A 22855-nucleotide genomic window follows, 5' to 3' on the forward strand; every position below is an offset into this window, starting at 1 on the left:
CCTGACCTGCAACGACGGGTGAGGATAGCCTTCCCGAATCAGCCGTGGCGAAGGGCCTTCGGCCCCTCTGCGTCACCTTCGCGCGCCGCTCGGTGCCGTCCTCCCGTGCCGCCCGGGGCAGCGCGTGCGCCCCGCTCCGGCCCAGCTCCCCGTGGTGGAATGGCGCCATGGACAGACCCAGCTACGGCTACAGCGCCGATGACGTCCCTCCGCCGCAGGACGGGCCCGGAGGGCAGGAGCAGGGCCAGCCGGTGTGCCCGCGCCACCCCGACCGCGTGAGCTACGTGCGCTGCAAGCGCTGCGACCGCCCGGCGTGCCCCGAGTGCCAGCGGCCCGCCTCCGTGGGCGTGCTCTGCGCGGACTGCGCACGAGAGGTCTCCCGGCAGCGCGCCTCCACCCGCCCTCGCAACGCGATGGGCGGCGCGATGGGGCGCAGCAGGCCGCTGGTCACCTACACCTTGATCGGCCTGTGCGTGCTGGCGTACCTGGGGCAGATGGCGGCCCCGCAGATCGTCACGCAGCTGGCGATCTTCGCGCCGTTCCGCGCGCTCGCCATGCCGTGGACCTTCTTCACCGCGGGGTTCCTGCACGGCGGCGTGCTCCACCTCGCCCTGAACATGTACGCGCTGTGGGCGGTGGGCCAGTACCTGGAGCGCACCCTCGGCCACGTCCGGTACCTCGCCGTCTACCTGGTCTCCGTGCTGGGCGGGCACACGGCCGTGTACCTGCTGGCCGACGCCACGAGCCAGGAATGGGTCACCGGCACCCTCGGCGCCAGCGGCGGCGTGTTCGGCCTGTTCGCGGCCATGTTCATCGTGAACCGACACCTGGGCGGACAGACGGCCCAGATCCTCGTGCTGATCGGCCTGAACCTGGTCATCACCTTCACCGTCCCCAACATCTCCTGGCAGGGCCACCTGGGCGGCCTCCTGCTCGGCGCGGCCATGACCGCCGGGATGTTCGCCCTGCGCCCGCGCGCCGCACCGGGCGCGGACAGGCAGGCCCTCGCCCGGCGCTCCGCGCTGGTGCATGCAGGCGTGATCACCGCCGGCGTGCTGCTGTGCCTGGCGCTGATCGCGCTCAAGGCGATGATGGTGCTCGCTCTCTGAGCACTCCGCCCCGAGGGGCGTGACATCGGCACCGGGGTGGGCCGGGGTGGCGAGGCGGCCGCCCCGGCCCACCCCTCTACCACGGATCACGAGAAGGTCACGACGGGTCGCGCGAACTACACGGCTGTGCTTTTCCCCAGATGTGGACGGAGATGGGGACAACTCTGCGAATCGTTGGGGACAGAGCGCTCGCGCTGTGGAAAACCGTGGGTCGGGTGTGGACGGACAGTGGGGACGGCGGCGCGCCCCTGCCATGCGATGTGGGAAGTGTCCGATCGGTAGGACGTCTCTCACGCCGGAGACGCGCGGAAGAAGTGCCCGGAGGGCCGACGAGGCTGCCGCAGCACCCCTCTGTGACCTGGGGCGATGAGAGTCTTCGGGGAAGTGTTCACGGGGTGTCCCTCTGCGCGTCGGGCCGCGCGGCTGCGAGGTCACGATCCGTGCGACACGCCCGGGGAGTGCCTCGCACCTGCAGAACTACACCGATGTGATTGGTTCACGGATGTGGAAAACTCTGTGGACAGAAGTGTGCGGGTCGTGCACATCAGCCGCTCGACGGTGTCTGTGGGCCGTTCTGCACCGGTTGTGCACACTGCCGGAGCGTGCGCCGTCCCCAGCACGCCGCCCTGGTTGACAGGGGGCAGGGCGTGCGCGCGTGGCCGAGCGGGAGGCCTCAGTGCTCGGCGCCGCCCGAGACGGCGGCGTCCACCTCGGTGCGCAGCGCCGCCAGCGCCATCCGCGCCAGCTCCCGCCCCGTGGTCCCGACGTCGATCACCTCGTCCGACGGCACGTGGACGAACCCGCCACGGGTCCCGGCGAGGTCCGCGTCCGTGGCGAGCAGGTGCTGGAGCGAGTAGAAGACGTCGTTGCACACGTAGGTCCCGGCGGTCTGCGAGACCGCCGCCGGGGCGTCCTCAGCGGCCGCCACCATCGCCTTGATCGGCAGGGAGCTGAAGTAGCCCACGGGACCGCCCGCGACCACCGGCTCGTCCACCGGGCTCACCCCCGCGTTGTCGGGGATCCGGGTATCGCGCACGTTCACCGCCGTGCGCTCGGGCATGATCCGCGTGCGCCCCGAGGCCAGGCCCACCGCGATCACCACCTTCGGGCGGAGCTCGCGCACGGCCTCGGCGAGCAGCGGGCCGGCCCGATGGAACTCCACTGGCAGCTCGCGGACCTCCACGGAGATGCCCTCGGCGCGCAGCAGCGGCACCGCGACCTGCACCGCCTCCCAGGACTCGTTCGACGCCGCCCCGTCGAAGGGGACGAAGCCTGTCAGCAGGATGTCGGTGCTCATGGAAACCAGCCTACGGAGAATTCAGAGGCGACGGGGGTGCGCCGGCCGTACGCTGGGTCGATGCCCGAGGAGCCCGTCCAGCCCGTCCAGCCCGATCTCGCGACCCTGCACCCGCCCTACGGGCTCGTGCTCCGCGCCGGGGATCTCACCCTGCGCCCGCTCGCGGAGGCGGATCTGCCTGAGTACACCACGCTCATCCGTCGGCCGATCTTCGAGGATCCCCACTCGGCGCACGTCTTCCCCTGGTATCGGGCGGAGCCGGAGACCCGAGTGCGGGAATCGCTGCGCTTCCAGTGGCGGCTGCGCAGCGGACTGGGCCCCGAGCAGTGGACCCTCCCGTTCGGGGTGTGGGCCGACGGGCGGCTGATCGGCTGCCAGGACGTCTCCGCCGAGCGCTTCGCGCAGCGCTGCACCGTCACCTCCGGCTCCTGGCTGACGCTGGACATGCACGGCCGCGGATACGGGCGGCTGATGCGGCAGGCGATGCTGGTGTTCGCCTTCGATCACCTCGGCGCCGTGCGGGCCGAGTCCTCCGCGGTGCTCGGCAACGACCGCTCCACCGGCGTCTCGCGAGCCTGCGGCTACGTGGACAACGGCACGCAGCTCTCGAGCGTCCCCGGCTCGGACGAGCTCGAGCAGCGTTTCCTGGTCACGCCCGAGACGTTCCGTCGGCCCGACGTGCCGGTCGAGGTCGAGGGGCTGACGGCGGCGCTGCGGGAGCTGCTCGGAGCCTGAGAGCGCGCACCTCGCTGAACGCCTGCCGTCCACCGCGCCGAACGCTCACGTCGCAGGGCGTTCCGCTGCCACGCCGCCGCCCACGCCGCCCGCCCGCCCCGTCGTCCACCCCGCCGAGCGCGCCGCGATGTCATGGGGGGTTCGGGCCGTGACCTGCTGTCGAGCGCAGATCGAGTGCGCGCGAGGGACTCCCCTGCGGGGTGCTTGCACGGACGGTCGCATTTAGTACCGTGCACGGTCTGTGCCGCCAGGCGGTGCAGGAGCCGTCTCCGAGGACGACCGGGTGACCGCCCTGCAGATCCGGTCGTCGGCCCGTCTCGGTACGAAAAGCGACCATGCGTGCAAGGGCCGGAGACGAGGGTCCTGTGCCTGCTCATGGGGGGGGCGACGTTCTCTCCGTCTCCGGGGAGGCCGCGCGAGGTCGACGCGGTCGTGCGTACGGACGTGTCAGCAGTAGGCGGTCGTCGAGGTGCTGCGGACGTAGCTCTTCGAAGCAGCCTTTCGCACGCCCTTGTAGCGGCAGGATTCCAGCAGCGTGCCCTTGGCGCTGTACAGACGGGCGGTGTCGCCGGTGTTGTTCCAGATGTAGCTGGACTTGTTCCAGTACAGCGTCGAGGTCGTGTTCCTCCCCTTGCCCGAACGGATCGTGAGGGTCTTCCCGGGGGCGAGTCTCGTGCCCCTCGGGACGGTGAACTTCTGCGGACCGTTGTCGCGGATCACGTAGCCGGACAGCGTCAGAGTCTTCGACCCGGTGTTCTTCACCTGGATGAACTCCTTCACGTACCCGCTGTTCTTGGCGTAGTCCTTCCCGGGCGGGTTGTAGTACACCTTCACGATGTCCAGCGGCTTCTTCACGGCGGCCTGCGCGGCCGGGGGAGCCAGGACCAGCGGAGCGGTGACGAGCATGGCGGCTAGCAGGACGGCCAGGATTCGGGCGCGCGAGATGAGGGCGGTGAGCATGGTGACCTCTGAGGAGAAGAAGATCCGCGGGTGACGGCCGACTCCCGTCGGCTCTCCTCAGGATCGGGAGCACTGTGACAACAGGAAGATAACCGGTGCGGGCCCTTCTTGCGAGGGCTTCTGCACGGTCGTCGTGAATGCGGTGGTCACGCAGCTGGGACGGGGAGCGCTACATCGACTCCTGCCACGCCTGGTAGAGCGCCGCGAAGCGGCCGCCGGCGGCGACCAGCTCGGTGGGGGAGCCGTCCTCCACGACCTCGCCGCCGTGCACCACCAGCACCCTGTCCGCGATCATCACGGTGGTGAGGCGGTGGGCGATGATCAGGGAGGTGCGTCGGCCCAGCAGCTTCGTGAGCCCCTCCTGCACCATCCGCTCGCTGGGGATGTCCAGCGAGCTGGTGGCCTCGTCGAGGATCAGCACCCGCGGATCGGCGAGGAACGCGCGCGCGAACGAGATCAGCTGCCGCTGCCCGGCGCTCACCCGGCCGCCGCGCTTGTTCACGTCGGTGTCGTAGCCGTAGGGGAGCTTCTCGATGAACTCGTCGGCCCCGATCGCCCGTGCCGCCGCCTCGATCTCCTGGCGGCTCGCCCCGGGCTTGCCCAGCGCGATGTTGTCCGCCACCGTGCCGGAGAACAGGTACGCCTCCTGCGTGACCATCACGATGTTGCGGGTGAGGTCCTCCATCGAGATGTCCCGCAGGTCCACGCCGTCCAGCTGCACGCTGCCGGCGGTCGCGTCGTAGAACCGGGCGATCAGCTTCGCCACCGTGGACTTGCCGGCACCGGTCTGGCCCACCAGGGCGATGGTCTGCCCGGCCGGGATGTGCAGGTCCATCGGCTGCAGCACCAGCGGCCCGTCGGCGGTGTACCGGAAGGAGACGTCCTCGAAGTCCACCTGCCCGTCGGAGCTGGGCAGGGGAGTGGGCGCCGCCGCCTCCGCCACGTGCGGCCGCACCGCCAGCAGGTTCGCGATCTTCTCGAGCGCGGAGACGGCGGACTGGAAGGCGTTGTAGAAGTTCGCGATCTCGTCCACCGGCTGGAAGAAGCGCCGCGAGTACAGCACCAGCGCCACCAGCACACCCACCTGCAGGTCACCGCTGAGCACGCGGAACCCGCCCACCACCAGCACCGCGGCGATGGTGACGTTCGCGAGCACGCGCAGCGCCGGCTGGTAGATGCCGAACACGTTGATCGAGCGCATCGACGCGTCGCGGTAGTCCTGGGCCAGGCGATCGAACTCCGCCTGGTTGCGGTCCTCCTTGCGGAACGCCTTCACCGCGCGGATCCCGGCCATGGCCTCCACGAAGTGCACGATCAGCCGCGCCGAGTGGGTGCGGATCGCGCGGTACTCCACGCTGGAGCGCTTCTGGAACCACACCGTCAGCGCCACGCACGGGATCAGCATCAGCAGCATCACCAGGCCCGTCACCGGATCCATGGTCACGATCAGCACGATCGTGAACACCATCGACAGCGAGGCGCCCACCATCACGTTCACGCCCGAGTCCAGCAGCTCGCGCAGCGCCTCCATGTCGGAGGTCTGCCGGGAGACGATCCGCCCCGAGGTGTAGGACTCGTGGAACTCGAGATCCTGCTGCTGGGTGAAGCGGAACACCTTCCGTCGCAGGGCGAGCAGCATCCGCTGCCCCACCACCACGGACTGGCGCACGTAGCCGAAGGTGAGCACGCCGCCGACGATCGCGGCCGCGACGGCCAGCGCCGCCGCCTGGGTGGCCGGCCACGGATCCCCCGCCAGCAATGAGGGCAGGCCGTGGTCGATGCCCCAGGCGATGATCGCCGGGCCCGCGACGACGGCGAGCTGCGCGATCACCACCATCACGGCCATCACGGCGAACTGCCCCTTGACCGGGGAGATCAGCTCGCCGAGCAGGGCGAAGGAGCGCTTGCGGGACTCCCTGGCCTCCGCGGCGGTGAGGGCGCCATTCTCGGCGTCGTCCCTGTCGGTCGGTGCGGTGGCGGTCATCGGCCCTCCTCCTGGATGGCGCGCAGCTCGAGCTCCCCGGTGAGGGTCTCGATGTCCTGGTCGCGGCGGCGCTCCTCCTCCTGGTTCGCGATCACCCAGCGATAGCGCGCCGAGCGCGCCATCAGCTCGGTGTGGGTGCCCACGGCGACCACGCGACCGCCGTCCAGCAGCGCCACCCTGTCCGCCAGCGCGACCGTCGAGGTGCGGTGGGCGACGATCAGCGTGGTGGTGCCCTCGAGCACCTCCCGCAGCCGCTGCGTGACGGTCTCCTCCGTCTTCGTGTCGAGTGCGGAGAGCGGATCGTCCAGCAGCAGCACCGCGGGCTTGGCCGCGATCGCGCGGGCCAGGGCCAGGCGCTGGCGCTGACCGCCGGAGAGGCTCATCCCCTCCTCGCCGATGCGGGTGTCCACCCCCTCGGGCAGCTCGTAGGCGTAAGTCGCATCCGCGGTGCGCAGCGCGAGATGCAGCAGCTCCTCCGCCTGCTCCTCGGAGAGCGAGGGATCCGCGCCCAGCAGCACGTTCTCCCGCACCGAGTCGGAGAACAGCGTCGCCTCCTCGAAGGCGACCGCGGTGAGCGTGCGCAGGTCCATCAGGTCCATCTCCCGCACATCGACCCCGTCGATGCGGACGGTGCCGGAGGTGACGTCGTACAGCCGAGGCACCAGCTGCAGCAGCGTGGACTTGCCGGAGCCGGTCACGCCCACCAGCGCCATCGTCTCGCCGGGGCGGATCTCCAGATCCACGCCGTCGATCACGTCCTCCACGTGGTCCGGGGCGTCCTCGTAGCGGAAGTGCACGCCCTCCAGGCGCACCGCGCCGGTGGCGGCCGAGGTGTCGATCCGCCGCGCATCCTCCGGGGAGGTGATCGCGTTCTCGGAATCCATCACCTCGTAGTGGCGGTCCAGGGCGGTGGAGGCGTTCACGGCCTGCCCCAGCAGCATCCCGAACATCCGCACCGGGCCCACCACCAGGGTGGCCGTGGCGAAGTAGGAGGCCAGCTGGCCGGTGCTGATGTCCCCGTTCGCCGTGAGGTGCAGCCCCACCAGCAGCGCCACGCCGAGCGCGAGCTCGGGGAGCATGAACATGAACATGTCGAAGCGGGCGATGGCGGTGGCCTTGCGCACCTCGGTGCGGCGCAGCTCCTCCGCCTGCTCGGTGAAGCCCTCGAGGGCCGACGGGCCGCGCCCGAACGCCTTGAGCACCCGGATGCCCTGCACCGACTGCTCGATGGTGGTGGCGAGATCGCCGTTCTGATCCTGCGAGAGGCGGGAGAGCACGGAGAAGGAGCGGTGGAAGCGGTAGGCGATGACGGTGACCGGCACCGCGGCGACGAAGAAGATCAGCGCCAGGATCGCGCTGGAGCGCACCAGCAGGGACATGCCCACCACGATCGTGACCACGTTGGTGACCGCCATGATCATGCCGAACGCGATCCAGCGCCGGATCTGGTTGATGTCGCTCATCATCCGCGAGAGCAGCTGGCCGGAGCCCCAGCCGTCGTGGAAGGAGACCGGCATGTGCTGGACCTTCTCGTAGAAGCGCACCCGGATCTGCTTCTCCACCGTGGTGGAGGGGGCGACGGCGAAAGTGCGCCGCAGCCAGATCAGGGACGCCTCGACGATGCCGAGGCCCAGCACGATCGCGCCGCCGGTCCAGATCGTGGCGGCGGTGGCGTCGGTGTCGAGGCGGTTGACGATGAACTCGAGGACCTGCGGGATCATCAGGGCCACGATCGAGGCCGTCATGGCGCTGAGCAGGCCCAGGTAGAGGCGGAATCGGATGGGGCGGACGGTGGTCCAGAGACGGCTCATGGTGCCGAGCATGGGGAGAGAAAACCTCAGGGGTGCGGGGAGGCCCCGGCGGTCGGGACCGAAGGCTTAGCCTAGTCAACTATCCCGACGGGCGAAAGCGGATAAGCGCTCTCCGGCGTGGCGGCGCCGAGGCCGATCGACGTGGCGCCGGGGCTGGCCGACGTGGTGCGGGGCTGAGCGGGGTGCGGCGCCCGAGCGGCTCAGGCCTCCGGCGCGATCTCGCTCCACTCGCTGTACGCGGCATCGGAGAGCAGCGCGGCGGCGCCGGCGGTCGCGGCGGTCACGGACAGCACCGCCGGCCAGGACCCGATCTTCTTCGCCAGCGGGTGCGAGAGGCCGAAGCCGAGCACGTAGGCGGCGCCGAGCACAGCGGTGGTGGCCGGGCCGCGGCGCGCCAGCCAGGTGCGGCCCGCGTAGACGCCGGCCGCGGCGAGCACCACGCCGCCCAGCGGGCGGATGCCCGTCTCCCGGGCGGTGACGTACCCGCCGATCAGGCCCACGGCGACGACGGGGGCGGTGCGGACGGCGGCGGCAGGCTTCAGGGCGGTGCTCATGCCTCCGAGCCTACGCCGGAGGCGGCAGGATCTCGCTCAGGATTCGACCTGGAGGCGCTTCGCCTCCGCGGCGAGATCCGCCTGCCCGGCCACGTCCTCGAGCGATGCCCCGGTGGAGGCCGTCACCGCGGCGCCCACCAGCCCCTCCACGAGCGGGGCGGCGCTGAGGCGCACCCGCTGCGCGAGGTCCGGGTCGAGCATCTCCAGCGCGAGGTGGGCGGACATGATCGCGCTGCCCAGATCCATCAGCACCAGCACGCCCTGCCCGTCGGCCGCTCGTTCGATCGCCGCCGCGATCGCGGCCGCGTCGGTGCCCAGCGCCATCCCGTCGGGCGCGGCGCTGTCCGCGACGCCGGCGGCGATCGCGATCTCGGGGCCGTCGCCGCGCAGCATCTGCCCGGCGAGGTCCACCGCGGCGCGAGCCAGCGGCGCGGAATGGGAGACGACGACGATCCCGGTCACCGCGACTCCTCCCCGGTGACGGTCTCCGCCAGCGCCTGCCACAGCAGGGCTGTGCTCGCCGCCCCCGGATCGATGTGCCCCACCGAGCGCTCGCCCAGGTAGGAGGCGCGGCCCTTGGTGGCCGTCAGAGGGGCGGTGTCCTCCCGGCCCTGTGCGGCGGCGGCCGCGCCGGCGGTCGCGGCGGCGGCGAGGTCGTCCCCGGCGCCGCGGTACGCCTCCAGCGCCGGCGTCCAGGCGTCCAGCATCGTCTTCTCGCCCGGGCTCGCCTTGCCACGGTCGGCGACGCCCTGCACACCGGCGGCGAACGCCTCGCCGAGCGCGGCGGCGTCCAGGGATTCGGCGTCCCCGGCGGCGCTCGCCATGCGCAGCAGCAGCGTCCCGTACAGCGGCCCGGAGGCGCCGCCGACGGTGGAGACCAGCGTCATCCCCGCCTTCTTCAGCAGGGCGGCGGGCCCGCCGGCCGCGGCGTCGTCGGCGATCCCGTCGACCGCGCGGAACCCACGGGACATGTTCGCGCCGTGGTCCGCGTCGCCGATGGCGGCGTCCAGGGAGGTGAGCTCCTCGGCGTGCGCCTCCATCAGCGCGGCGCAGCGGTGCAGCCAGGCGGCGAGGTCCGTGGCGGTGAGGGCGGTGTTCATCGGCTCCTCCTCACAGTCCGCGGCGCAGGGCGGGGGTCGAGACCGGCGCGTCCCACAGGGCGGTGAGCTCCTCGTCCAGGCGCAGCAGCGTGATCGAGGCGCCGGCCATGTCGAGGCTGGTGATGTAGTTGCCGACGAGGTGCCGGGACACCTCCACCCCGGCCTCGGCGAGCACCTCGTGCGCGTCCTTGGCCAGGATGTACAGCTCCAGCAGCGGCGTGCCGCCCATACCGTTGACGAACAGCAGCACCGGGCCCTCGCCCGGCAGCTCGGCGAGGATCGGCTCCAGCAGGCGGCGCGCCACGTCCTTCGCCGGGACCAGCTTCTCGCGGTGGCGGCCGGGCTCGCCGTGGATCCCGATGCCCACCTCGATCTCGTCCTCCCCGAGCTCGAAGGACGGTTTGCCGTTCGCGGGCACGGTCACGGAGGTCAGCGCCACGCCCATGGAGCGGGCGCGCTCGTTGACGCGGGTCGCGATCTCCGTGACCTGCTCCAGGTCGCGGCCCTCCTCGGCGGCGGCGCCGGCGATCTTCTCCACCAGCACGGTGCCGCCCACGCCGCGGCGACCGGCGGTGAAGGTGGAGTCCTCCACGGCGACGTCGTCGTTCGTGATGACGCTGCGCACCTCCGTGCCGGATTCCGCGACCGCGAGCTCCGCGGCCATCTCGAAGTTCATCACGTCGCCGGTGTAGTTCTTGACGACCTGCAGCACCCCGGCGCCGCGGTCCACGGCGGCGATCGCGGCGGCCATCTGATCGGGCACGGGGGAGGTGAACACCTCGCCGGCGCAGGCGGCGTCGAGCATGCCGTGGCCCACGAACCCGCCGTGGAGGGGCTCGTGGCCGCTGCCGCCGCCGGAGAGGATCGCGACGCGGCCCTCGGCCTTGGGCTCGGTGCGCAGCACCAGGCGGTGCTCGAGATCGACGGAGAGGGACTCGGGGTGGGCGAGGGCCATGCCGGCCAGGGCGTCGACGACGACGTCGTCGACGGCATCGATGAGTTTCTTCATGCGCCCCAACCTACCCGCGAATGTGGCGGCCGTCACCAGGACGGAGGTCCTCTCCGCCGTGCGCCTCGACGCCGCCTGCGGCGCCGTTCAGCGCACCAGCGCCGCGCCGTGCGCGGGGACCAGGCCGGGACCGGCGGCGGGCACGCCGTCGAGCATCGCCGCGCCGTCGATCGACTCGAGGATCTCGCCCGGCGCGGGCCGCGGCTCCTCGCCCAGGTTCAGCACCAGGCGCAGCGGCGCCGCCCCGTCGGCCGGATGCAGCGCGATCTCCGCCCACGTGTTCTCCAGCGTCTCCTCCCGCACCTGCACCGTCGCGGTGGCCAGAGAGCCCTCGCGTCGGCGCCGGCCCAGCAGGCGCCGGTGCACCTCGAGGATCCGCGGGGCGGCCTGCCCGGACAGCAGCTGCAGCCGCTCCGGGGTGTCGGCGCGGGCGGCGGCCCCGCTGCCGGAGGGGTCGGCCGACGGGGCCGCGGCGGCCTCGGGCGCGGCGCCGGTGCCCGCGCCGTCGGCCTCCGCGCGGGCGAGCACCTCCTCGGGCGTGCCGGGGAACGCGGGGCGGATCGCGTCGTCCCCGCCGGGCCGCTCCTCCTTCACGCCCACCGCGCCGAACTCGTCCCCGGCGTACACCGCGGGGATGCCTGGCAGCAGCGCCAGCAGCGCGATCGCGGCGGCGAGGTCCCGACCGTCGGGCAGCTGGGAGGCGATGCGGGTGGTGTCGTGGTTGCCGAGGAAGGTGAGCGGCAGACCGCCGCCGGAGGCCTGGAACCGGGCGAGGAAGTCCTGGTGGCGGCCCAGCGCGTGGGTGAGCTCGAACAGGTTCGCGTCCCGCAGCGAGGACCAGATCGCCTTCCACAGCTCGTACTGAGTGAGCGAGTCCGCTCCTGCGTCGCGGGCGAAGGCCGGGTAGTCGCCGTGGATCACCTCGCCCAGGATCCAGGCCTGCGGGTGCGTGGCCCGCACCCTCTCCAGGATCGGCGCCCACGCCTCCGCCCCCGCGGAGTACATCGCATCCAGCCGCCAGCCGTCGACACCGCGCTCCAGCCAGCGCCCCATGATCTCCACGACCCGCTCCTGCACCACCGTGTCGGCCAGATCGATCTCGATCAGGTCCTCGTTGCCCTCGAAGCCGTAGGGGCTGGTGCCCGCCCAGCGGATCCGGTCGCCCTCGGCCGTGCCGGGTCCCGCCGCGATCGCGCTCCGCGCGGTGGGGTGGAGATGGGAGACGTGGTTGAACACCCCGTCGAGCACCACCCGGATGCCGCGCTCGTGGCAGGCCGCGATCAGGGCGTCGATGTCCTCCTCGTCCCCGAGCCGTGGATCGAGCCGGCGGTGCTCGAGGGTGTCGTAGCCGTGGGAGACGGAGTCGAACACCGGGTTCAGCAGCAGCACGTTCGCGCCGAGGCCCACCAGATGGTCGAGCCAGCCGGTCAGGCGCCGCAGGCGGTGCACCACGTTCTCCCCGTCGGCACCGCCGTAGCCCTCGCCGGTGAGGTCCTCCCGGTGCTGCGGCGCACCGCAGAAGCCCAGCGGGTACACCTGCCAGCAGATCGCGTCGCGGATCCAGTCGGGGGCGTGGTGAGAGGGCGCGGACGGAGCGGTCTCGGTCATGGCGCCATCGTAGGCTGGCGGGGCTCAGGTGCGGCCGGGGACGGCGCGCCGCGTCCCATCCCACCCAGGAGAGTCCTCGATGATCCGACTGCGCACCGACTTCTTCGCCGAGTCCCTCGGCATGGGCACCTCGATGGTGGTGCTGATGCCGCAGGCCGCCTCCGGGATCGGGATGGAGGGCGCCGACGCGCCGGGGCCCGGGAGCGGAGGATCGTCGGCCGACGGCTCGGGCGTGCCGGTGCTGTACCTGCTGCACGGCCTCAGCGACGACTGCACCATCTGGGAGCGCCGCACCTCGATCGAGCGCTACGCGACGGAGAAGGGCATCGCCGTGGTGATGCCGGAGGTGCGCCGCTCCTTCTACAGCGACGAGGCGGTGGGGGAGAAGTACTGGACCTTCATCGCGGAGGAGCTGCCCCAGATCGTGGCGCGCACTTTCCACGTCTCCACCGCGCGGGCGGACACCTTCGTGGCCGGGCTGTCGATGGGCGGCTTCGGCGCGTTCAAGCTCGCCCTGCACCACCCCGAGCGCTTCGCCGCCGCCGCGAGCCTCTCCGGCGCGCTGGACACGACCTCGTTCGATCTCTCGTGGACCGGCACCCTCGGGGCGCGGGTGTGGGGCGGGGAGGACGTCGCCGGCTCCGCGGACGATCTGCTGGGCCTGCTGCGCCACGCCGACCCCGCCGCGCTGCCCGCCCTGTTCCTGGACTGCGGCACCGAGGACGAGCTTGTCGACCAGAACCGGCGCTTCCTCGCCGCCGCCGAGGAGGGTCGCGTCGAGATCACGTCCCGCCTCCGCCCCGGCGCGCACACCTGGGAGTTCTGGGACGAGGGCATCCAGGACGTGCTCGACTGGCTGCCGCTGCGCGGCTGAGCCGTCGCACGGGGGACCGCTGCTGCGCCGGACCGGGCGCGGAGCTGAGCGGCTCCGGGCTCGCGACCTGGTCAGCCGGCGACCAGCGCGATCACCACCAGCAGCACCCAGAACAGCCCCTCGCCGATCGTCGAGGTCCGCGAGGGCGGGTCCAGCAGCGCCGCCCTGCGCGGGCTCGGGTCCGTCGGCGGATCCTCCACCAGCAGGCGTCGGGCGGAGACCGCGATCCCCAGCAGGATCCCGAGCGCAAACAGCCAGCTCGCCCACCACAGCGAGCCCGGGAGGGCCCCGGCGATCCCGAGCACGCCCAGCACGGTCGAGGCGCCGACGGCCTGCAGGGCCAGACGCAGCGGATGCTGGTAGCGGCGCCACATCTGCACGATCGTCGTCACCAGTGCGGCCCCGAGCGGGACCGCGACCAGCAGCGGCAGCAGCGTGAGCACGGTGGTCACAGCGCCACCTCCCCGGTCAGCACGCCTACGGCGAGCTCGTCGAGGGAGCGGGCCGTGTCCGTGAGCAGCGCGAGCCCGCGTCCGGTCGACGGATCCCAGCCGACGAAGGACGCATATCCGCCGGTCATGCCGTTGTGCCAGGTGATCGGCCGGGTGCTGCCGAAGTCCTCGAGGAACCAGTTCATCGCGGTGGAGCTGGTCCCGCTCTCCTCGAACAGCACCTTCGTGGCTGCGTCGGCGCCGGGGGCGGAGCCGTCGATCATCCCGGCGAGATAGCGGGCCATGTCCGCGGGGGTGGAGCGGATCCCGCCGGCCGGGGCGGAGCCCGCCATGGTCCAGGCCGCCTGGGGGAGGCCGGTGGCGCCGTGCCCGCGCAGGGCCGTCTCGCGCAGGTTCTCGGCGTTGATCGGTGCGTAGCTCGCGGTCATCCCCAGCGGTTCGAGCACCCGCTCGGCCAGCAGCGCCGCGTAGTCCGTGCCCGCGACGCGTGCGAGCAGCTGCCCTTCGAGGGCGACGCCGAGGTTCGAGTAGGCGTACTCGCCGCGACCGCTCGGGCTGGCGGCGAGGGCGTCCTCGATCACCTGCTGTGCGTCAGCTCCCCGGTAGGGGTCCTTTCTCAGGAACGAGGCGAGCAGGCTCCTGCCCAGGGTGCTCGAGGCGAGCCGTGGCAGGCCCGAGGTGTGGGTGGAGAGCTCGGCCAGGGTGACGTCCGCGATGGCGCTTTCCTCGGACTCCGCGCCCATCACCTCGGCGACGGTGCTGTCCGTGTCGAGCTCCCCGCGCTCGACCGCGATCGCCAGCAGAGCGCCGGTGAAGGTCTTCGAGACCGAGCCGATCTCGAACTCGGAGCCCTCCAGCTCCGCGCCGTCCCCGGTGCCGAAGCCGCCCAGGCGCACCTGCCCGCCCTCGACGAGCACGGCGGCGACCCGTCGGTGACCGCGCAGGTGCGGGGCGAGGGCGGTGGTGAGCTGCTCGTCCCCGGCGGGCTCGCCGAGCGGGGCCGGTCGAGGGGCGGTCAGCGCGGTCAGGCCCACGACGGCCGCCGCCGCGGGGACGGCAGCGGCCAGGACGGTGCGCCGGCCCGGGCGAGCGCGGGCGGGCCCGGTGACGGGGTCCGCGTCGCCATGGGGCGGGGGCTCCGGCAGGTCCACCATGGTCAGCCTTTCTCGAGAGCGGTGATGATCGCGAGCAGCGGCACGACGCGGCTCGGCGGGATGGCCCAGCTGCCGCGGCGCGGCGAGCTCACCCAGCCGCCGGCCTGCAGAGCGGAGAGGTGGTGGTAGGCGACGCCGGTCGAGGCGAGGTCGAGCTCGTCGACCAGCTGGGCGACGGTGTGCTCGCCGTCGACGAGACGCCGCAGGATCGCCAGCCGCAGCGGATGGCCGAGTGCTGCGACGGACTCGGCGTGCTCGGCCCAGTCGACGTCCAACAGATGCCCCGTCGGCCGGCCCCACTGGTACTCCAGGTGACCCGCACCGACGTCGACGCTGCCGGCGAAGACCACCGCGCCCGGCGTCGGGACCTGCTCCTTCAGAAGGGTGAGGGCCCAGAACGGGTCCTCGTCGCGCGGCGGAGGCGAGGGGGCGCACGTCTCCTCGTCCCCCGACCCCGGCTCCGCGGTGCCGCGTCCTTCGAGCTCCGCGATCCTCTGCTCGAGGGCATCCAGCCGTCGCAGGGCCTCGGGATCCTCGTCCATCTCGCGCCTCCTCCGGTGCTCGGGGCCGACTCGTCGAGCGGCCATCGCCCTCAATCTATCCGGAAGTACGGAATTATGGAATCGCTGGCGTCGGAGCGGACCTGGCCCCGGACGTCCCGTCGGCCGTGGCGGGCGGTGCGGCAGGATGGGTCGGGAGGCCGTCGGCCGACGGAGCCCTCGTCGGCCGCCGCCCGCCGGGCGTCGAGCCCGCTGCGTCCATCGCACAGCACACGCCGTCCACTGCACTCACCGAGGGGAACCCATGGCCGTCTTCGCCGTCCACTACACCTACGTCGACGATGCTGAGCGGCTCGCGACCTTCCGCCCCGAGCACCGCGCGCACCTCGCCGAGCTGCACCGCGAGGGCACGCTGCTGCTGTCCGGGCCGCTGGACGACGGCTCGACCGCACTGCTGGTGCTGGTCGCGGACAGCGCCGAGGACGCGCTGGCGCGGCTGGACGGCGACCCCTTCACGCGCGAGCGCGTGATCGTGGAGCGCACCGCGCAGGAGTGGACCGTGGTGATCGGGGAGATCCCCGGCGCCTGAGCGACCGCCGCGGGCCGACGGCGCGACGAGCCCCGAGCGGGGTCCGTGCCGACGGCGTGCCGAGAGCGGCGCGGCGGCGTCAGTCCTCCCGGCGCTGCCGCACCGCGTCCTGCAGGTCGAGCAGCCCGCCCGCGCTGGCGTTGGCCAGGATCTCCTCGCCCACCAGCACCAGCGGCAGGGCCGAGCGCCCGCCGTGGGCGTCCAGCACCTCCTGCGCCTGCGCGTCGAGGTGCACGTTCACCCAGGCCACGTCCTCGCGCGGGGCCCGGATCGCGGCCTGCAGGCGGGCCGAGAGCGGATCCCCCGGCGCCCACAGGATGATCGCGACCGCATCACCGGGCCGCTGGCGCGCCTCGTCCAGCGGCGTGTGCGGGCCCGAGCGCAGCGGGCTGGTCCAGTACGCCATGAACACGGAGAACAGCACCACCGCGACCGCGGCGAGGCGCTGTTCGGCGAGGACCAGCAGGGCGGCGAGCAGCAGCCCGCCCCCGAGCAGCGCCGCGGGCCGCAGCCATGCCCGCGCCGGCGGGCGTCGGTCGGCGGCGCTCAGATCATCACCGCCGTGGCCAGGCGCTCGGTGGTCTGCGCCACCAGCGCGTCCTTCAGCGCGGCGACCGCCGGGATCGACAGCGCCCCGCGCCGGTTGAGCAGCCCGATCATGCGGTCGTCGAGATCCGGCAGGTGCCGCACCACCAGGTCGTCCCGGGGCGGGGCGGCCTCGAGGGTGGTCTCCGGCATCAGCGCCACCCCGCCGCCGTGCGTGATCAGCCGTTGCACCACGATCGAGTCGTCGGTGGAGTGGCGCACCTTCGGGGTGAACCCGGCCCGGCGCGCGCTGGAGAGCAGGTTCGCCCGGCACCGCTCGCAGCCGGCGATCCACGGCTCCTCGGCGAGGTCGCCGAGCACGAGCTCCGGGTCCTGGGCGCGGGGATGCTCCGCCGGGAGCACCACCATCACGCGGTCCTCCATCAGCGGCGTCCACTCCAGGGTGCCCTCGTCGCCGATGTCGCTGCAGGGGTAGCGGAACACGAGCGCGAGGTCCAGCTCGCCCTCGCGCACGGCGGGGATCGCATCCGGCGGCTCGAGCTCCTCGAAGGTCACGTCGAGATCCGGGGCGGTCTCCGCCAGGCGCGCGAGCACCGGCGGCAGCAGCACCGCGGCGGCCGACGGGAACGTCCCGAACTTCACCGTCCCGCGGCGCAGGGCGGTGATGTCCGCCAGCTCCTCCTCCGCGGCGTGCAGCTGGGCGGAGATCGCCTCCGCATGCAGGGCCAGGCGCGCCCCCGCCTCGGTGGGGGTGATGCCGGAGGAGGAGCGCAGCAGCAGCTGCGTGCCCACCTCCTTCTCCAGGGCGGCGAGGTGCTGCGAGACCGCGGGCTGGGTCCAACCCAGCTCGCGGGCCCCGGCGCCGATCGAGCCGTTGCGCACCACGGTGCGGAAGATGAGAAGCCTGCGCGGATCCATGTCAACCATGATAGACGTCAGTGGCAAGCCTGACTTATGGCTTCGCGCCCGGCGATCAGCGGGTCTGCGGCTCGCCGGGTCGGCGGCCCGGCTGCGCGGCGGCCCAGCGCCCGGGCGTTCCGGCGGCGGAGTTTTGTCAGCCCACGATCGATGCGGCGCCCGGCATCGATCGTGGGCTGACATTTCTGGGTTGGCTGCGACGCCCGGGCTGGCTGCGGCGTCCGGGCCGTCCCGGCCCCGCCCCGCCCCGCCGGTCACACCGGCGGCAGGCCCAGGTTCTCCCGCAGCGTGGAGCCCGCGTACTCGGCGGGGTACACGCCCCGCTCCTGCAGCCGGGGCACGAGGTGGTCCACGATGTCGTCGATCCCCGAGGGGACCAGCCAGGGCGTGATGTTCAGGCCGTCGATCGCGCCCATCCGTGCGAACTCCGCCAGGCGATCCGCCACGGCGTCGTAGCTGCCGGTGAACTCCCCGCGGCGCGCCCCGGACTTCGCCCGGGCGAACTCGAGGATCGAGAGCCCCTTGGCCGCGGCCTCCTCCCGCCAGGAGCGCGTGAGCTCCTCCGCCTTCGCGAACTGGAAGCCGGCCCCGCGGGTCACCCCCGACTCGCTCACCTCCGGCGGCACGTCCGGCAGCGGACCGTCCGGGTCGAAGGCGGAGAGGTCACGGCCCCAGTACTGCTCCAGCAGCGCGATCGCCTGCTCCGGGCCGATCTGCAGGTCCCGCACCCAGCGCACCTTCTCCTCCGCCTCCGCCTCGGTGGCGGCGAGGATGATCTCGGCGCCGGGCAGGATCTTCACGCTGCCCGGGTCGCGGCCCGCCGCCACCGTGCGCTCCACGATCGCGCGGCGGAACTCGCTGGCCGCCTCCAGCGTGCCGTGCGGCGAGAAGATCACGTCCGCGGTGCGGGCGGCGAAGTCCTGCCCGGCGGGGGAGGCCCCGGCCTGGAACAGCACCGGCCGGCCCTGCGCGGAGCGCGGCAGCTCGCCCTGGGCGCGCACCGAGTAGTGGGCGCCGTCGTGCGCGATCGGTGCGCCGCGCCAGTACTGCTCGGCGACCTGCACGAACGCCTCGGCGTGGACGTACCTGTCCGCGTGGTCGAGGTAGCCGCCGCGGCGGAAGTTCTCCCCGGTCCAGGCGTTGTCGGTGGTGACCACGTTCCACCCGGCCCGGCCGCCGGAGAGCAGATCGAGGGTCTGCAGGCGGCGGGCGAGGTCGACGGGGTCGTTGTAGGTGGTGTTCTGCGTGGCGACCAGGCCGATGTGCTCGGTGACGCCGGCGAGCGCCGCGAGCAGCGTCTGCGCGTCGGGCCGGCCGGCCACGTCGAGCTCGAAGGGCACGCCCCGGTGCTCCCGCAGCCGCAGCCCCTCGCCGAGGAAGAACGCCGCGAAGCGTCCCCGCTCCGCGGTGCGGGCCAGGGTCTCGAAGGACTCGAAGGCCACCTGGTCGCCGCTCTCGGGAAGGCGCCAGATGGTCGAGGAGTTCACGCCCTGGAAGAACACTCCGAAGGCGAGCTGCCCGGTGGGGGTGTGCGCCGGGTGCAGGGGATGCTTGGCCGGGCCCGTGGTCGGGGACGAGAGCTGTGCGGTGGTCATGCGGCCTCCTCGCGGGAGAGACGAGCGCGGTCGGCGCGCCGTGCGGGATCGGGCTGGAACGGTGCGGCGGGCAGGCCCAGCCGGGTGCGGAGCGTGCTGCCGTGGGAGGGCGCCTCGGCGATCAGCCCCCGGCCGCGCAGGGCGCCGACGAGCTGGGCGACGGTGCCGAGCGGGTCGGCCTCCAGGTCCAGACCCACCAGGCGCACGAGCCCGACAGGCCCGGCCGCGGCGATCTGCGCCGCGATCCGCTCCGGGCGGGCGCCGACGGAGACGTCCACGTCCAGCGCCCGGGCGTCGGCGAGCTCGCCGGCGACGCGCTCGCCGGCCGCCGCCCGGTCGGTGTCCGCGACCAGCACGGGCAGCAGCCCCTGCGGGGAGCGGGGCGTGATCGCCGGGCCGCGCACCGCGAAGGTCTCGGCCTCCACGTCGGCGTACTGGAGCCGGGATGCGTCCACGTAGACGCCGCGCTCGGTGTCGCGCACCACGGCGTCCGGGGCCCAGGAGTCCCACACCGCACGCACCGCGCCCAGCACGTCGGCCGCCTCACGGGCGGAGGCCTCCAGGCCCAGCACTTCGCGGCCCACGGCGGCGGGCACCGCCGGATCGGTCTCGGCCTGCAGCAGCCAGCCGGCCCGCCCGTCGCTGAGGTGGTCCAGGCTCATCAGCTGCGTGGCCAGGTGGAACGGCTCGACGTACAGCGCGTCGGTGCGCGGCAGCAGCGCGATCTGCTCGGTGAGCGGGGCGAGATGCGCCGCGAGGTGGATCGGGTGCAGGCCGCCGTCGCTCAGGGTGAGTGCGCCGGCGCCGGCGCTCTCCAGGCCGCGGGCCAGCTCGGCCAGGCCCTCCAGCAGGGACGGCGCGGTCACCAGGTCCACCGCGAGGACGGGCGGGCCCGCCTCGGGGCCGGCGCCGTCCGGGGCGCCGCCGGTCTCGGCAGGCGCGGTCGTCGCCGTGGGGGCGGTCTCGGCCGCGGGGGCGGGACGGGGGGCGGGGGCGGTCACGGGGTCTCCTTCGTGTGGACGCGGGATTCGGTGAGGGCCTCGTCGGTGATCTGCCACCGCTCGAGGACCTGCGCGTAGGTGCCGTCGGCGATCACGGCGTTCAGCGCCGCCGCGTACGGCGCGGCCAGCCCGCTGCCGCGGGCGAAGGTGGCGGCGACCAGCGTCTCGTCCGGCCAGCCGGCGTTGATCCGGCCCTGCAGCTCCACGTCGTCGCGGCGCGCGGCGATGAAGCTGAGCGAGGCGTAAGGGGAGAGGTAGCCGTCCACGCGGCCCGCCCCCAGCGCCAGCAGCGTGTCCGCATCGGTGGAGTAGTGCTTCAGCGCGGCGGGCTCCTGCCCGGCGGCCTCCAGCTCCGCGTTCCAGTCGGTGAGGATCCGCTCCTGGTTGGTGTTGGCGCCCACGGCGATGATCCGCCCGCTGAGCGACTCGGCGTCCTCCAGCCAGAAGTCCGCACCGGAGCGGACCAGGAAGGACATGTAGGCGGCGCGGTAGGAGGCGAAGTCGAACTTCTCCAGCCTCTCCGCGTTGACGCCGATGTTCGAGTGGACCACGTCGAAGTCCCCGGACTCGAGCTTCAAGGGCCAGTTCTCCCAGGTGGTGAGCTTCAGCTCCAGCTCGAGGCCCAGCGCGTCGGCGACGATCCGGGCGATGTCGATCTCGGAGCCGATGTAGGTCTCGTTGTCGTCGGCGAGGAAGGAGAGCGGGGCGCTGCTGGTGCCGTTGATGCCCACGCGCAGCACGCCGGAGTCGGCGATCTCCCGGGGCAGCTGGGAGGCGGCGGCCTCGTCGAGGCTCGAGCGGATCAGCTCCTGCGTGCCGGTGGTGTCGATCCCGCCGGCGGTCGCCCCGCCCCCGTCGGACGCCCCGGAGGCGGAGTCCCCGCTGCCGCCGGTCGCGGCGGGGGCGGGATCGGAGCAGGCGGCGAGCAGCGCGGCGGGCAGCAGCAGGCCGGAGGCCGCCAGGCGGCGGCGGGTGAGGGAGAAGGAGGTCATGTGCGGTCCTCGGGCTGGGGGTGGGTGGAGTTGTGGGCGGAGGCGCCGGCGGTGTGTCCGGCCGGCGACTCCTCGGGGCGCACGCGCTGCAGGAACGCGCGGGTGCGGGGGTGGCGGGGCGCGTCGAGCACCTCGCCGGGAGGGCCCTGTTCGACGATCTGTCCCTGGTCCATGAACACCACCGTGTCGGCGACGTCGCGGGCGAAGGAGATCTCGTGGGTGACGATCACGAGCGTGGTCCCGGCGCGGGCGAGGGAGCGGATCACCGCGAGCACCTCCTCGACCAGCTCGGGGTCCAGGGCGCTGGTGGGCTCGTCGAACAGCAGCACCTTGGGGCGCAGGGCGAGGGCGCGGGCGATCGCGACCCGCTGCTGCTGCCCGCCGGAGAGCTGCCGCGGGTACACCGCGGCCTTGTCCGCGAGCCCCACCAGCTCCAGCAGCTCCCGCGCCCGGGCCTCGGCCTGACGCCTCGGCACCCCGAGAGCCCGCCGCGGCGCCTCGGCGACGTTCGCCAGCGCCGTCATGTGGGCGAAGAGGTTGAAGCTCTGGAACACCATCCCGATCGCGGTGCGCTGGCGGAGCACCTCGTGCTCGTGCAGCTCGTGCAGCAGGTTCCCCTCGCGGCGATAGCCGATCACCTCGCCGTCCACGGTGATCAGGCCGGCATCGATCGTCTCCAGGTGGTTGATGGTGCGCAGCAGCGTGGACTTGCCGGAGCCGGAGGGCCCCAGCACGGCGGTGACCTCGCCGGGCTCGACGCGCAGGTCGATGCCGCGCAGCACCTCGAGATCGCCGAAGGACTTGCGCACGGCGCGGATCTCGACGAGGCCCCCGCGGGCGGGGGCGTCGGCCGGGGCGGGACCGGAACCCTCCGGGGCGGTCGCGGTGCCGGCGGCGGTCCCGGCGCCCGGGGCGGGGCGGGCGGCAGGGCCGGCCGGGCGGCGCGAGCGGTGCAGCAGGGCGGTGAGGGCGCTCATGCGGGGACTCCTGCGGCGGTGGGACGGCGGCGGGCGAAGCGGGCGCGCAGCGCCTGCAGCGGGGTGGGCGGCAGGGTGCGCAGCGCGCCCTTGGAGTAGTGCCGCTCGATGTAGTACTGGCCGATCGAGAGCGCCGAGGTGATCACCACGTACCAGAGCGTGGCGACCAGCAGCATCGGCAGCACCTCCTGGGTGCGCCCGTAGATCAGCTGGACGGTGAAGAACAGCTCGGCGTGGGCGAGCACGTACACGATCGAGGTGCCCTTGACCAGGCCGATGATCTCGTTGAAGGCGGGCGGGAGGATGGCCCGCATCGCCTGGGGCAGCACGATCCGCAGCGAGCGGTCGCGGGCGGGGATGCCCAGTGCGCCGGCGGCCTCGAGCTGGCCCTGGTCCACCGAGAGGATGCCGCCGCGGATGAGCTCGGCCGCGTAGGCGGCCTGGTGCAGGCCCAGGCCCAGGATCGCCGCGAGCATCGGGGTCATCAGATCGCTGGTGCGGGCGTCGACGAGGGTGACGTCCGTCAGCGGGATCCCCAGCGTGATGCGCTCGTAGAGGTAGCCGAGGTTGTACCAGAGCAGCAGCTGCACCAGCAGCGGCGTGGAGCGGAAGATCCAGGAGAAGGTCCAGCTCACGCCGGAGACGATCCCGGACTTCGACAGCCGCATGAGGGCGAGCACGAGCCCCAGCCCGAAGCCGACGGCGCCGGCGGCGACCGTGAGCTTCAGCGTCTCCAGCAGCCCGTCGACGATGGATTCGGCCAGGAACCAGCGTGCCACCACGCCCCACTCCCAGCGCGGGTTGGTGACGAAGGAGAACAGCACCGCGGCGACCACGAGGCCGACGAGGACGGCCAGCGCGACCCGGCCGGGGTGCCTGGCCGGCACCACGCGCAGGGCGGAGAGGTCCTCGGCCTCGGGCCGCTCCTGCGGGCACGACGTCCCCGGCGCGGCCGAGGGCGTGGGACGCGTGGACCCGGGAGTGAGCAGCGAGGAGGTCATGGGTGCCTTCCGTGACGGGGTGTGAATCGACCGGCGGTCATCACTTGCGAGGCCCGACGATATAAGCGAATCTAATGGACATGCAAGGT

Annotated in this window: 23 protein-coding genes; 4 read left to right on the forward strand and 19 right to left on the reverse strand. The window is 73.0% G+C overall.

Annotated features, from left to right (window positions below):
• Positions 1-167: 167 nt before the first annotated feature.
• The gene (locus tag DWV08_RS15120) at positions 168-1109 is read left to right on the forward strand and encodes a rhomboid family intramembrane serine protease (protein ID WP_115414559.1); all 942 of its coding nucleotides are present in this window, start codon (positions 168-170) and stop codon (positions 1107-1109) included.
• A 673-nt stretch (positions 1110-1782) separates the two neighbouring features.
• On the opposite strand, the gene DWV08_RS15125 is transcribed toward DWV08_RS15120, so the two are convergent.
• Positions 1783-2406: a pyroglutamyl-peptidase I gene (locus tag DWV08_RS15125; protein ID WP_115414560.1), complete on the reverse strand. Its 624-nt coding sequence runs from the start codon at positions 2404-2406 to the stop codon at positions 1783-1785.
• Between the two features lie 60 nt (positions 2407-2466).
• Here DWV08_RS15125 and DWV08_RS15130 point away from each other — a divergent pair, with 60 nt between their 5' ends.
• Positions 2467-3141 (forward strand): GNAT family N-acetyltransferase, encoded by a 675-nt coding sequence (locus DWV08_RS15130; RefSeq protein ID WP_115414561.1) that lies wholly within the window; start codon positions 2467-2469, stop codon positions 3139-3141.
• A gap of 447 nt (positions 3142-3588) precedes the next feature.
• On the opposite strand, the gene DWV08_RS15135 is transcribed toward DWV08_RS15130, so the two are convergent.
• The 8 genes from DWV08_RS15135 to DWV08_RS15170 form a co-directional block, all read right to left on the reverse strand.
• A complete protein-coding gene (locus DWV08_RS15135; RefSeq protein ID WP_241237334.1) occupies positions 3589-4047 on the reverse strand; it encodes a lamin tail domain-containing protein in 459 nt (152 codons plus the stop codon).
• A gap of 223 nt (positions 4048-4270) precedes the next feature.
• Complete coding sequence (locus tag DWV08_RS15140) at positions 4271-6085, reverse strand: ABC transporter ATP-binding protein (RefSeq protein ID WP_115414563.1); 1815 nt, start codon at positions 6083-6085, stop codon at positions 4271-4273.
• Positions 6082-7908: an ABC transporter ATP-binding protein gene (locus DWV08_RS15145; RefSeq protein WP_115414564.1), complete on the reverse strand. Its 1827-nt coding sequence runs from the start codon at positions 7906-7908 to the stop codon at positions 6082-6084. The genes DWV08_RS15140 and DWV08_RS15145 overlap by 4 nt, the downstream gene beginning before the upstream one ends.
• A gap of 188 nt (positions 7909-8096) precedes the next feature.
• A complete protein-coding gene (locus tag DWV08_RS15150; protein ID WP_115414565.1) occupies positions 8097-8450 on the reverse strand; it encodes a hypothetical protein in 354 nt (117 codons plus the stop codon).
• Positions 8451-8486: 36 nt separating this feature from the next.
• Positions 8487-8912 (reverse strand): dihydroxyacetone kinase phosphoryl donor subunit DhaM, encoded by a 426-nt coding sequence (dhaM, locus tag DWV08_RS15155; protein ID WP_115414566.1) that lies wholly within the window; start codon positions 8910-8912, stop codon positions 8487-8489.
• Entirely contained in the window at positions 8909-9550 is a 642-nt protein-coding gene (gene dhaL, locus DWV08_RS15160; protein WP_115414567.1) for a dihydroxyacetone kinase subunit DhaL, read from the reverse strand. The genes dhaM and dhaL overlap by 4 nt, the downstream gene beginning before the upstream one ends.
• 10 nt (positions 9551-9560) lie before the next feature.
• Positions 9561-10559 carry a dihydroxyacetone kinase subunit DhaK gene (dhaK, locus tag DWV08_RS15165; RefSeq protein ID WP_115414568.1) on the reverse strand — a complete coding sequence of 333 codons (999 nt, stop codon included), beginning with the start codon at positions 10557-10559 and terminating at the stop codon, positions 9561-9563.
• Between the two features lie 87 nt (positions 10560-10646).
• A complete protein-coding gene (locus DWV08_RS15170) occupies positions 10647-12167 on the reverse strand; it encodes an alpha-amylase family glycosyl hydrolase (RefSeq protein ID WP_115414569.1) in 1521 nt (506 codons plus the stop codon).
• Positions 12168-12246: 79 nt separating this feature from the next.
• On the opposite strand from DWV08_RS15170, the gene DWV08_RS15175 reads away from it, so the two are divergent.
• Entirely contained in the window at positions 12247-13041 is a 795-nt protein-coding gene (locus DWV08_RS15175; RefSeq protein ID WP_115414570.1) for an alpha/beta hydrolase, read from the forward strand.
• A gap of 71 nt (positions 13042-13112) precedes the next feature.
• Here DWV08_RS15175 and DWV08_RS15180 read toward each other — a convergent pair whose 3' ends face one another.
• The 3 genes from DWV08_RS15180 to DWV08_RS15190 are packed head-to-tail and all read right to left on the reverse strand — an operon-like array spanning position 13113 to position 15189.
• Positions 13113-13493, reverse strand: a complete 381-nt coding sequence (locus DWV08_RS15180) for a hypothetical protein (protein WP_115414571.1) — start codon at positions 13491-13493, stop codon at positions 13113-13115.
• A complete protein-coding gene (locus tag DWV08_RS15185) occupies positions 13490-14647 on the reverse strand; it encodes a serine hydrolase domain-containing protein (protein ID WP_115414572.1) in 1158 nt (385 codons plus the stop codon). Before DWV08_RS15185 ends, DWV08_RS15180 begins: the two co-directional genes overlap by 4 nt.
• Positions 14648-14649: 2 nt before the next feature.
• Positions 14650-15189, reverse strand: a complete 540-nt coding sequence (locus DWV08_RS15190) for an ArsR/SmtB family transcription factor (RefSeq protein ID WP_115414573.1) — start codon at positions 15187-15189, stop codon at positions 14650-14652.
• 262 nt (positions 15190-15451) lie between these two features.
• Here DWV08_RS15190 and DWV08_RS15195 point away from each other — a divergent pair, with 262 nt between their 5' ends.
• Positions 15452-15736 carry a YciI family protein gene (locus tag DWV08_RS15195; protein WP_115414574.1) on the forward strand — a complete coding sequence of 95 codons (285 nt, stop codon included), beginning with the start codon at positions 15452-15454 and terminating at the stop codon, positions 15734-15736.
• Between the two features lie 79 nt (positions 15737-15815).
• On the opposite strand, the gene DWV08_RS15200 is transcribed toward DWV08_RS15195, so the two are convergent.
• The 7 genes from DWV08_RS15200 to DWV08_RS15230 all read right to left on the reverse strand — a co-directional run bounded on the left by DWV08_RS15200 (position 15816) and on the right by DWV08_RS15230 (position 22766).
• Positions 15816-16163, reverse strand: coding sequence for a hypothetical protein (locus DWV08_RS15200; protein WP_244923649.1), 348 nt, complete (start codon positions 16161-16163; stop codon positions 15816-15818).
• A 119-nt stretch (positions 16164-16282) separates the two neighbouring features.
• Entirely contained in the window at positions 16283-17200 is a 918-nt protein-coding gene (locus DWV08_RS15205) for a LysR family transcriptional regulator (protein WP_115414575.1), read from the reverse strand.
• 254 nt (positions 17201-17454) lie between these two features.
• Complete coding sequence (locus DWV08_RS15210) at positions 17455-18795, reverse strand: LLM class flavin-dependent oxidoreductase (protein WP_241237336.1); 1341 nt, start codon at positions 18793-18795, stop codon at positions 17455-17457.
• The gene (locus tag DWV08_RS15215) at positions 18792-19796 is read right to left on the reverse strand and encodes an LLM class flavin-dependent oxidoreductase (protein WP_115414576.1); all 1005 of its coding nucleotides are present in this window, start codon (positions 19794-19796) and stop codon (positions 18792-18794) included. Before DWV08_RS15215 ends, DWV08_RS15210 begins: the two co-directional genes overlap by 4 nt.
• The gene (locus tag DWV08_RS15220) at positions 19793-20788 is read right to left on the reverse strand and encodes a transporter substrate-binding domain-containing protein (protein ID WP_115414577.1); all 996 of its coding nucleotides are present in this window, start codon (positions 20786-20788) and stop codon (positions 19793-19795) included. The genes DWV08_RS15215 and DWV08_RS15220 overlap by 4 nt, the downstream gene beginning before the upstream one ends.
• The gene (locus tag DWV08_RS15225; protein ID WP_115414578.1) at positions 20785-21765 is read right to left on the reverse strand and encodes an amino acid ABC transporter ATP-binding protein; all 981 of its coding nucleotides are present in this window, start codon (positions 21763-21765) and stop codon (positions 20785-20787) included. Before DWV08_RS15225 ends, DWV08_RS15220 begins: the two co-directional genes overlap by 4 nt.
• Positions 21762-22766: an amino acid ABC transporter permease gene (locus tag DWV08_RS15230; protein WP_115414579.1), complete on the reverse strand. Its 1005-nt coding sequence runs from the start codon at positions 22764-22766 to the stop codon at positions 21762-21764. The genes DWV08_RS15225 and DWV08_RS15230 overlap by 4 nt, the downstream gene beginning before the upstream one ends.
• Positions 22767-22855 lie beyond the last annotated feature (89 nt).

It is taken from the genome of Brachybacterium saurashtrense (assembly GCF_003355475.1).
Taxonomy (GTDB): domain Bacteria; phylum Actinomycetota; class Actinomycetes; order Actinomycetales; family Dermabacteraceae; genus Brachybacterium; species Brachybacterium saurashtrense.

Bases quoted from the DNA above. Each gene is read 5' to 3' on its own strand.
- DWV08_RS15195 (WP_115414574.1), top strand. From the start codon at position 15,452: ATGGCCGTCTTCGCCGTCCACTACACCTACGTCGACGATGCTGAGCGG.
- DWV08_RS15225 (WP_115414578.1), bottom strand. From the start codon at position 21,765: ATGAGCGCCCTCACCGCCCTGCTGCACCGCTCGCGCCGCCCGGCCGGC.
- DWV08_RS15205 (WP_115414575.1), bottom strand. From the start codon at position 17,200: ATGGATCCGCGCAGGCTTCTCATCTTCCGCACCGTGGTGCGCAACGGC.
- DWV08_RS15135 (WP_241237334.1), bottom strand. From the start codon at position 4,047: ATGCTCGTCACCGCTCCGCTGGTCCTGGCTCCCCCGGCCGCGCAGGCC.
- dhaK (WP_115414568.1), bottom strand. From the start codon at position 10,559: ATGAAGAAACTCATCGATGCCGTCGACGACGTCGTCGTCGACGCCCTG.
- DWV08_RS15190 (WP_115414573.1), bottom strand. From the start codon at position 15,189: ATGGACGAGGATCCCGAGGCCCTGCGACGGCTGGATGCCCTCGAGCAG.
- DWV08_RS15170 (WP_115414569.1), bottom strand. From the start codon at position 12,167: ATGACCGAGACCGCTCCGTCCGCGCCCTCTCACCACGCCCCCGACTGG.
- dhaL (WP_115414567.1), bottom strand. From the start codon at position 9,550: ATGAACACCGCCCTCACCGCCACGGACCTCGCCGCCTGGCTGCACCGC.
- DWV08_RS15130 (WP_115414561.1), top strand. From the start codon at position 2,467: ATGCCCGAGGAGCCCGTCCAGCCCGTCCAGCCCGATCTCGCGACCCTG.
- DWV08_RS15175 (WP_115414570.1), top strand. From the start codon at position 12,247: ATGATCCGACTGCGCACCGACTTCTTCGCCGAGTCCCTCGGCATGGGC.
- DWV08_RS15150 (WP_115414565.1), bottom strand. From the start codon at position 8,450: ATGAGCACCGCCCTGAAGCCTGCCGCCGCCGTCCGCACCGCCCCCGTC.
- DWV08_RS15220 (WP_115414577.1), bottom strand. From the start codon at position 20,788: ATGACCTCCTTCTCCCTCACCCGCCGCCGCCTGGCGGCCTCCGGCCTG.
- DWV08_RS15120 (WP_115414559.1), top strand. From the start codon at position 168: ATGGACAGACCCAGCTACGGCTACAGCGCCGATGACGTCCCTCCGCCG.
- DWV08_RS15140 (WP_115414563.1), bottom strand. From the start codon at position 6,085: ATGACCGCCACCGCACCGACCGACAGGGACGACGCCGAGAATGGCGCC.
- DWV08_RS15230 (WP_115414579.1), bottom strand. From the start codon at position 22,766: ATGACCTCCTCGCTGCTCACTCCCGGGTCCACGCGTCCCACGCCCTCG.
- DWV08_RS15145 (WP_115414564.1), bottom strand. From the start codon at position 7,908: ATGCTCGGCACCATGAGCCGTCTCTGGACCACCGTCCGCCCCATCCGA.
- DWV08_RS15185 (WP_115414572.1), bottom strand. From the start codon at position 14,647: ATGGTGGACCTGCCGGAGCCCCCGCCCCATGGCGACGCGGACCCCGTC.
- DWV08_RS15210 (WP_241237336.1), bottom strand. From the start codon at position 18,795: ATGACCACCGCACAGCTCTCGTCCCCGACCACGGGCCCGGCCAAGCAT.
- DWV08_RS15125 (WP_115414560.1), bottom strand. From the start codon at position 2,406: ATGAGCACCGACATCCTGCTGACAGGCTTCGTCCCCTTCGACGGGGCG.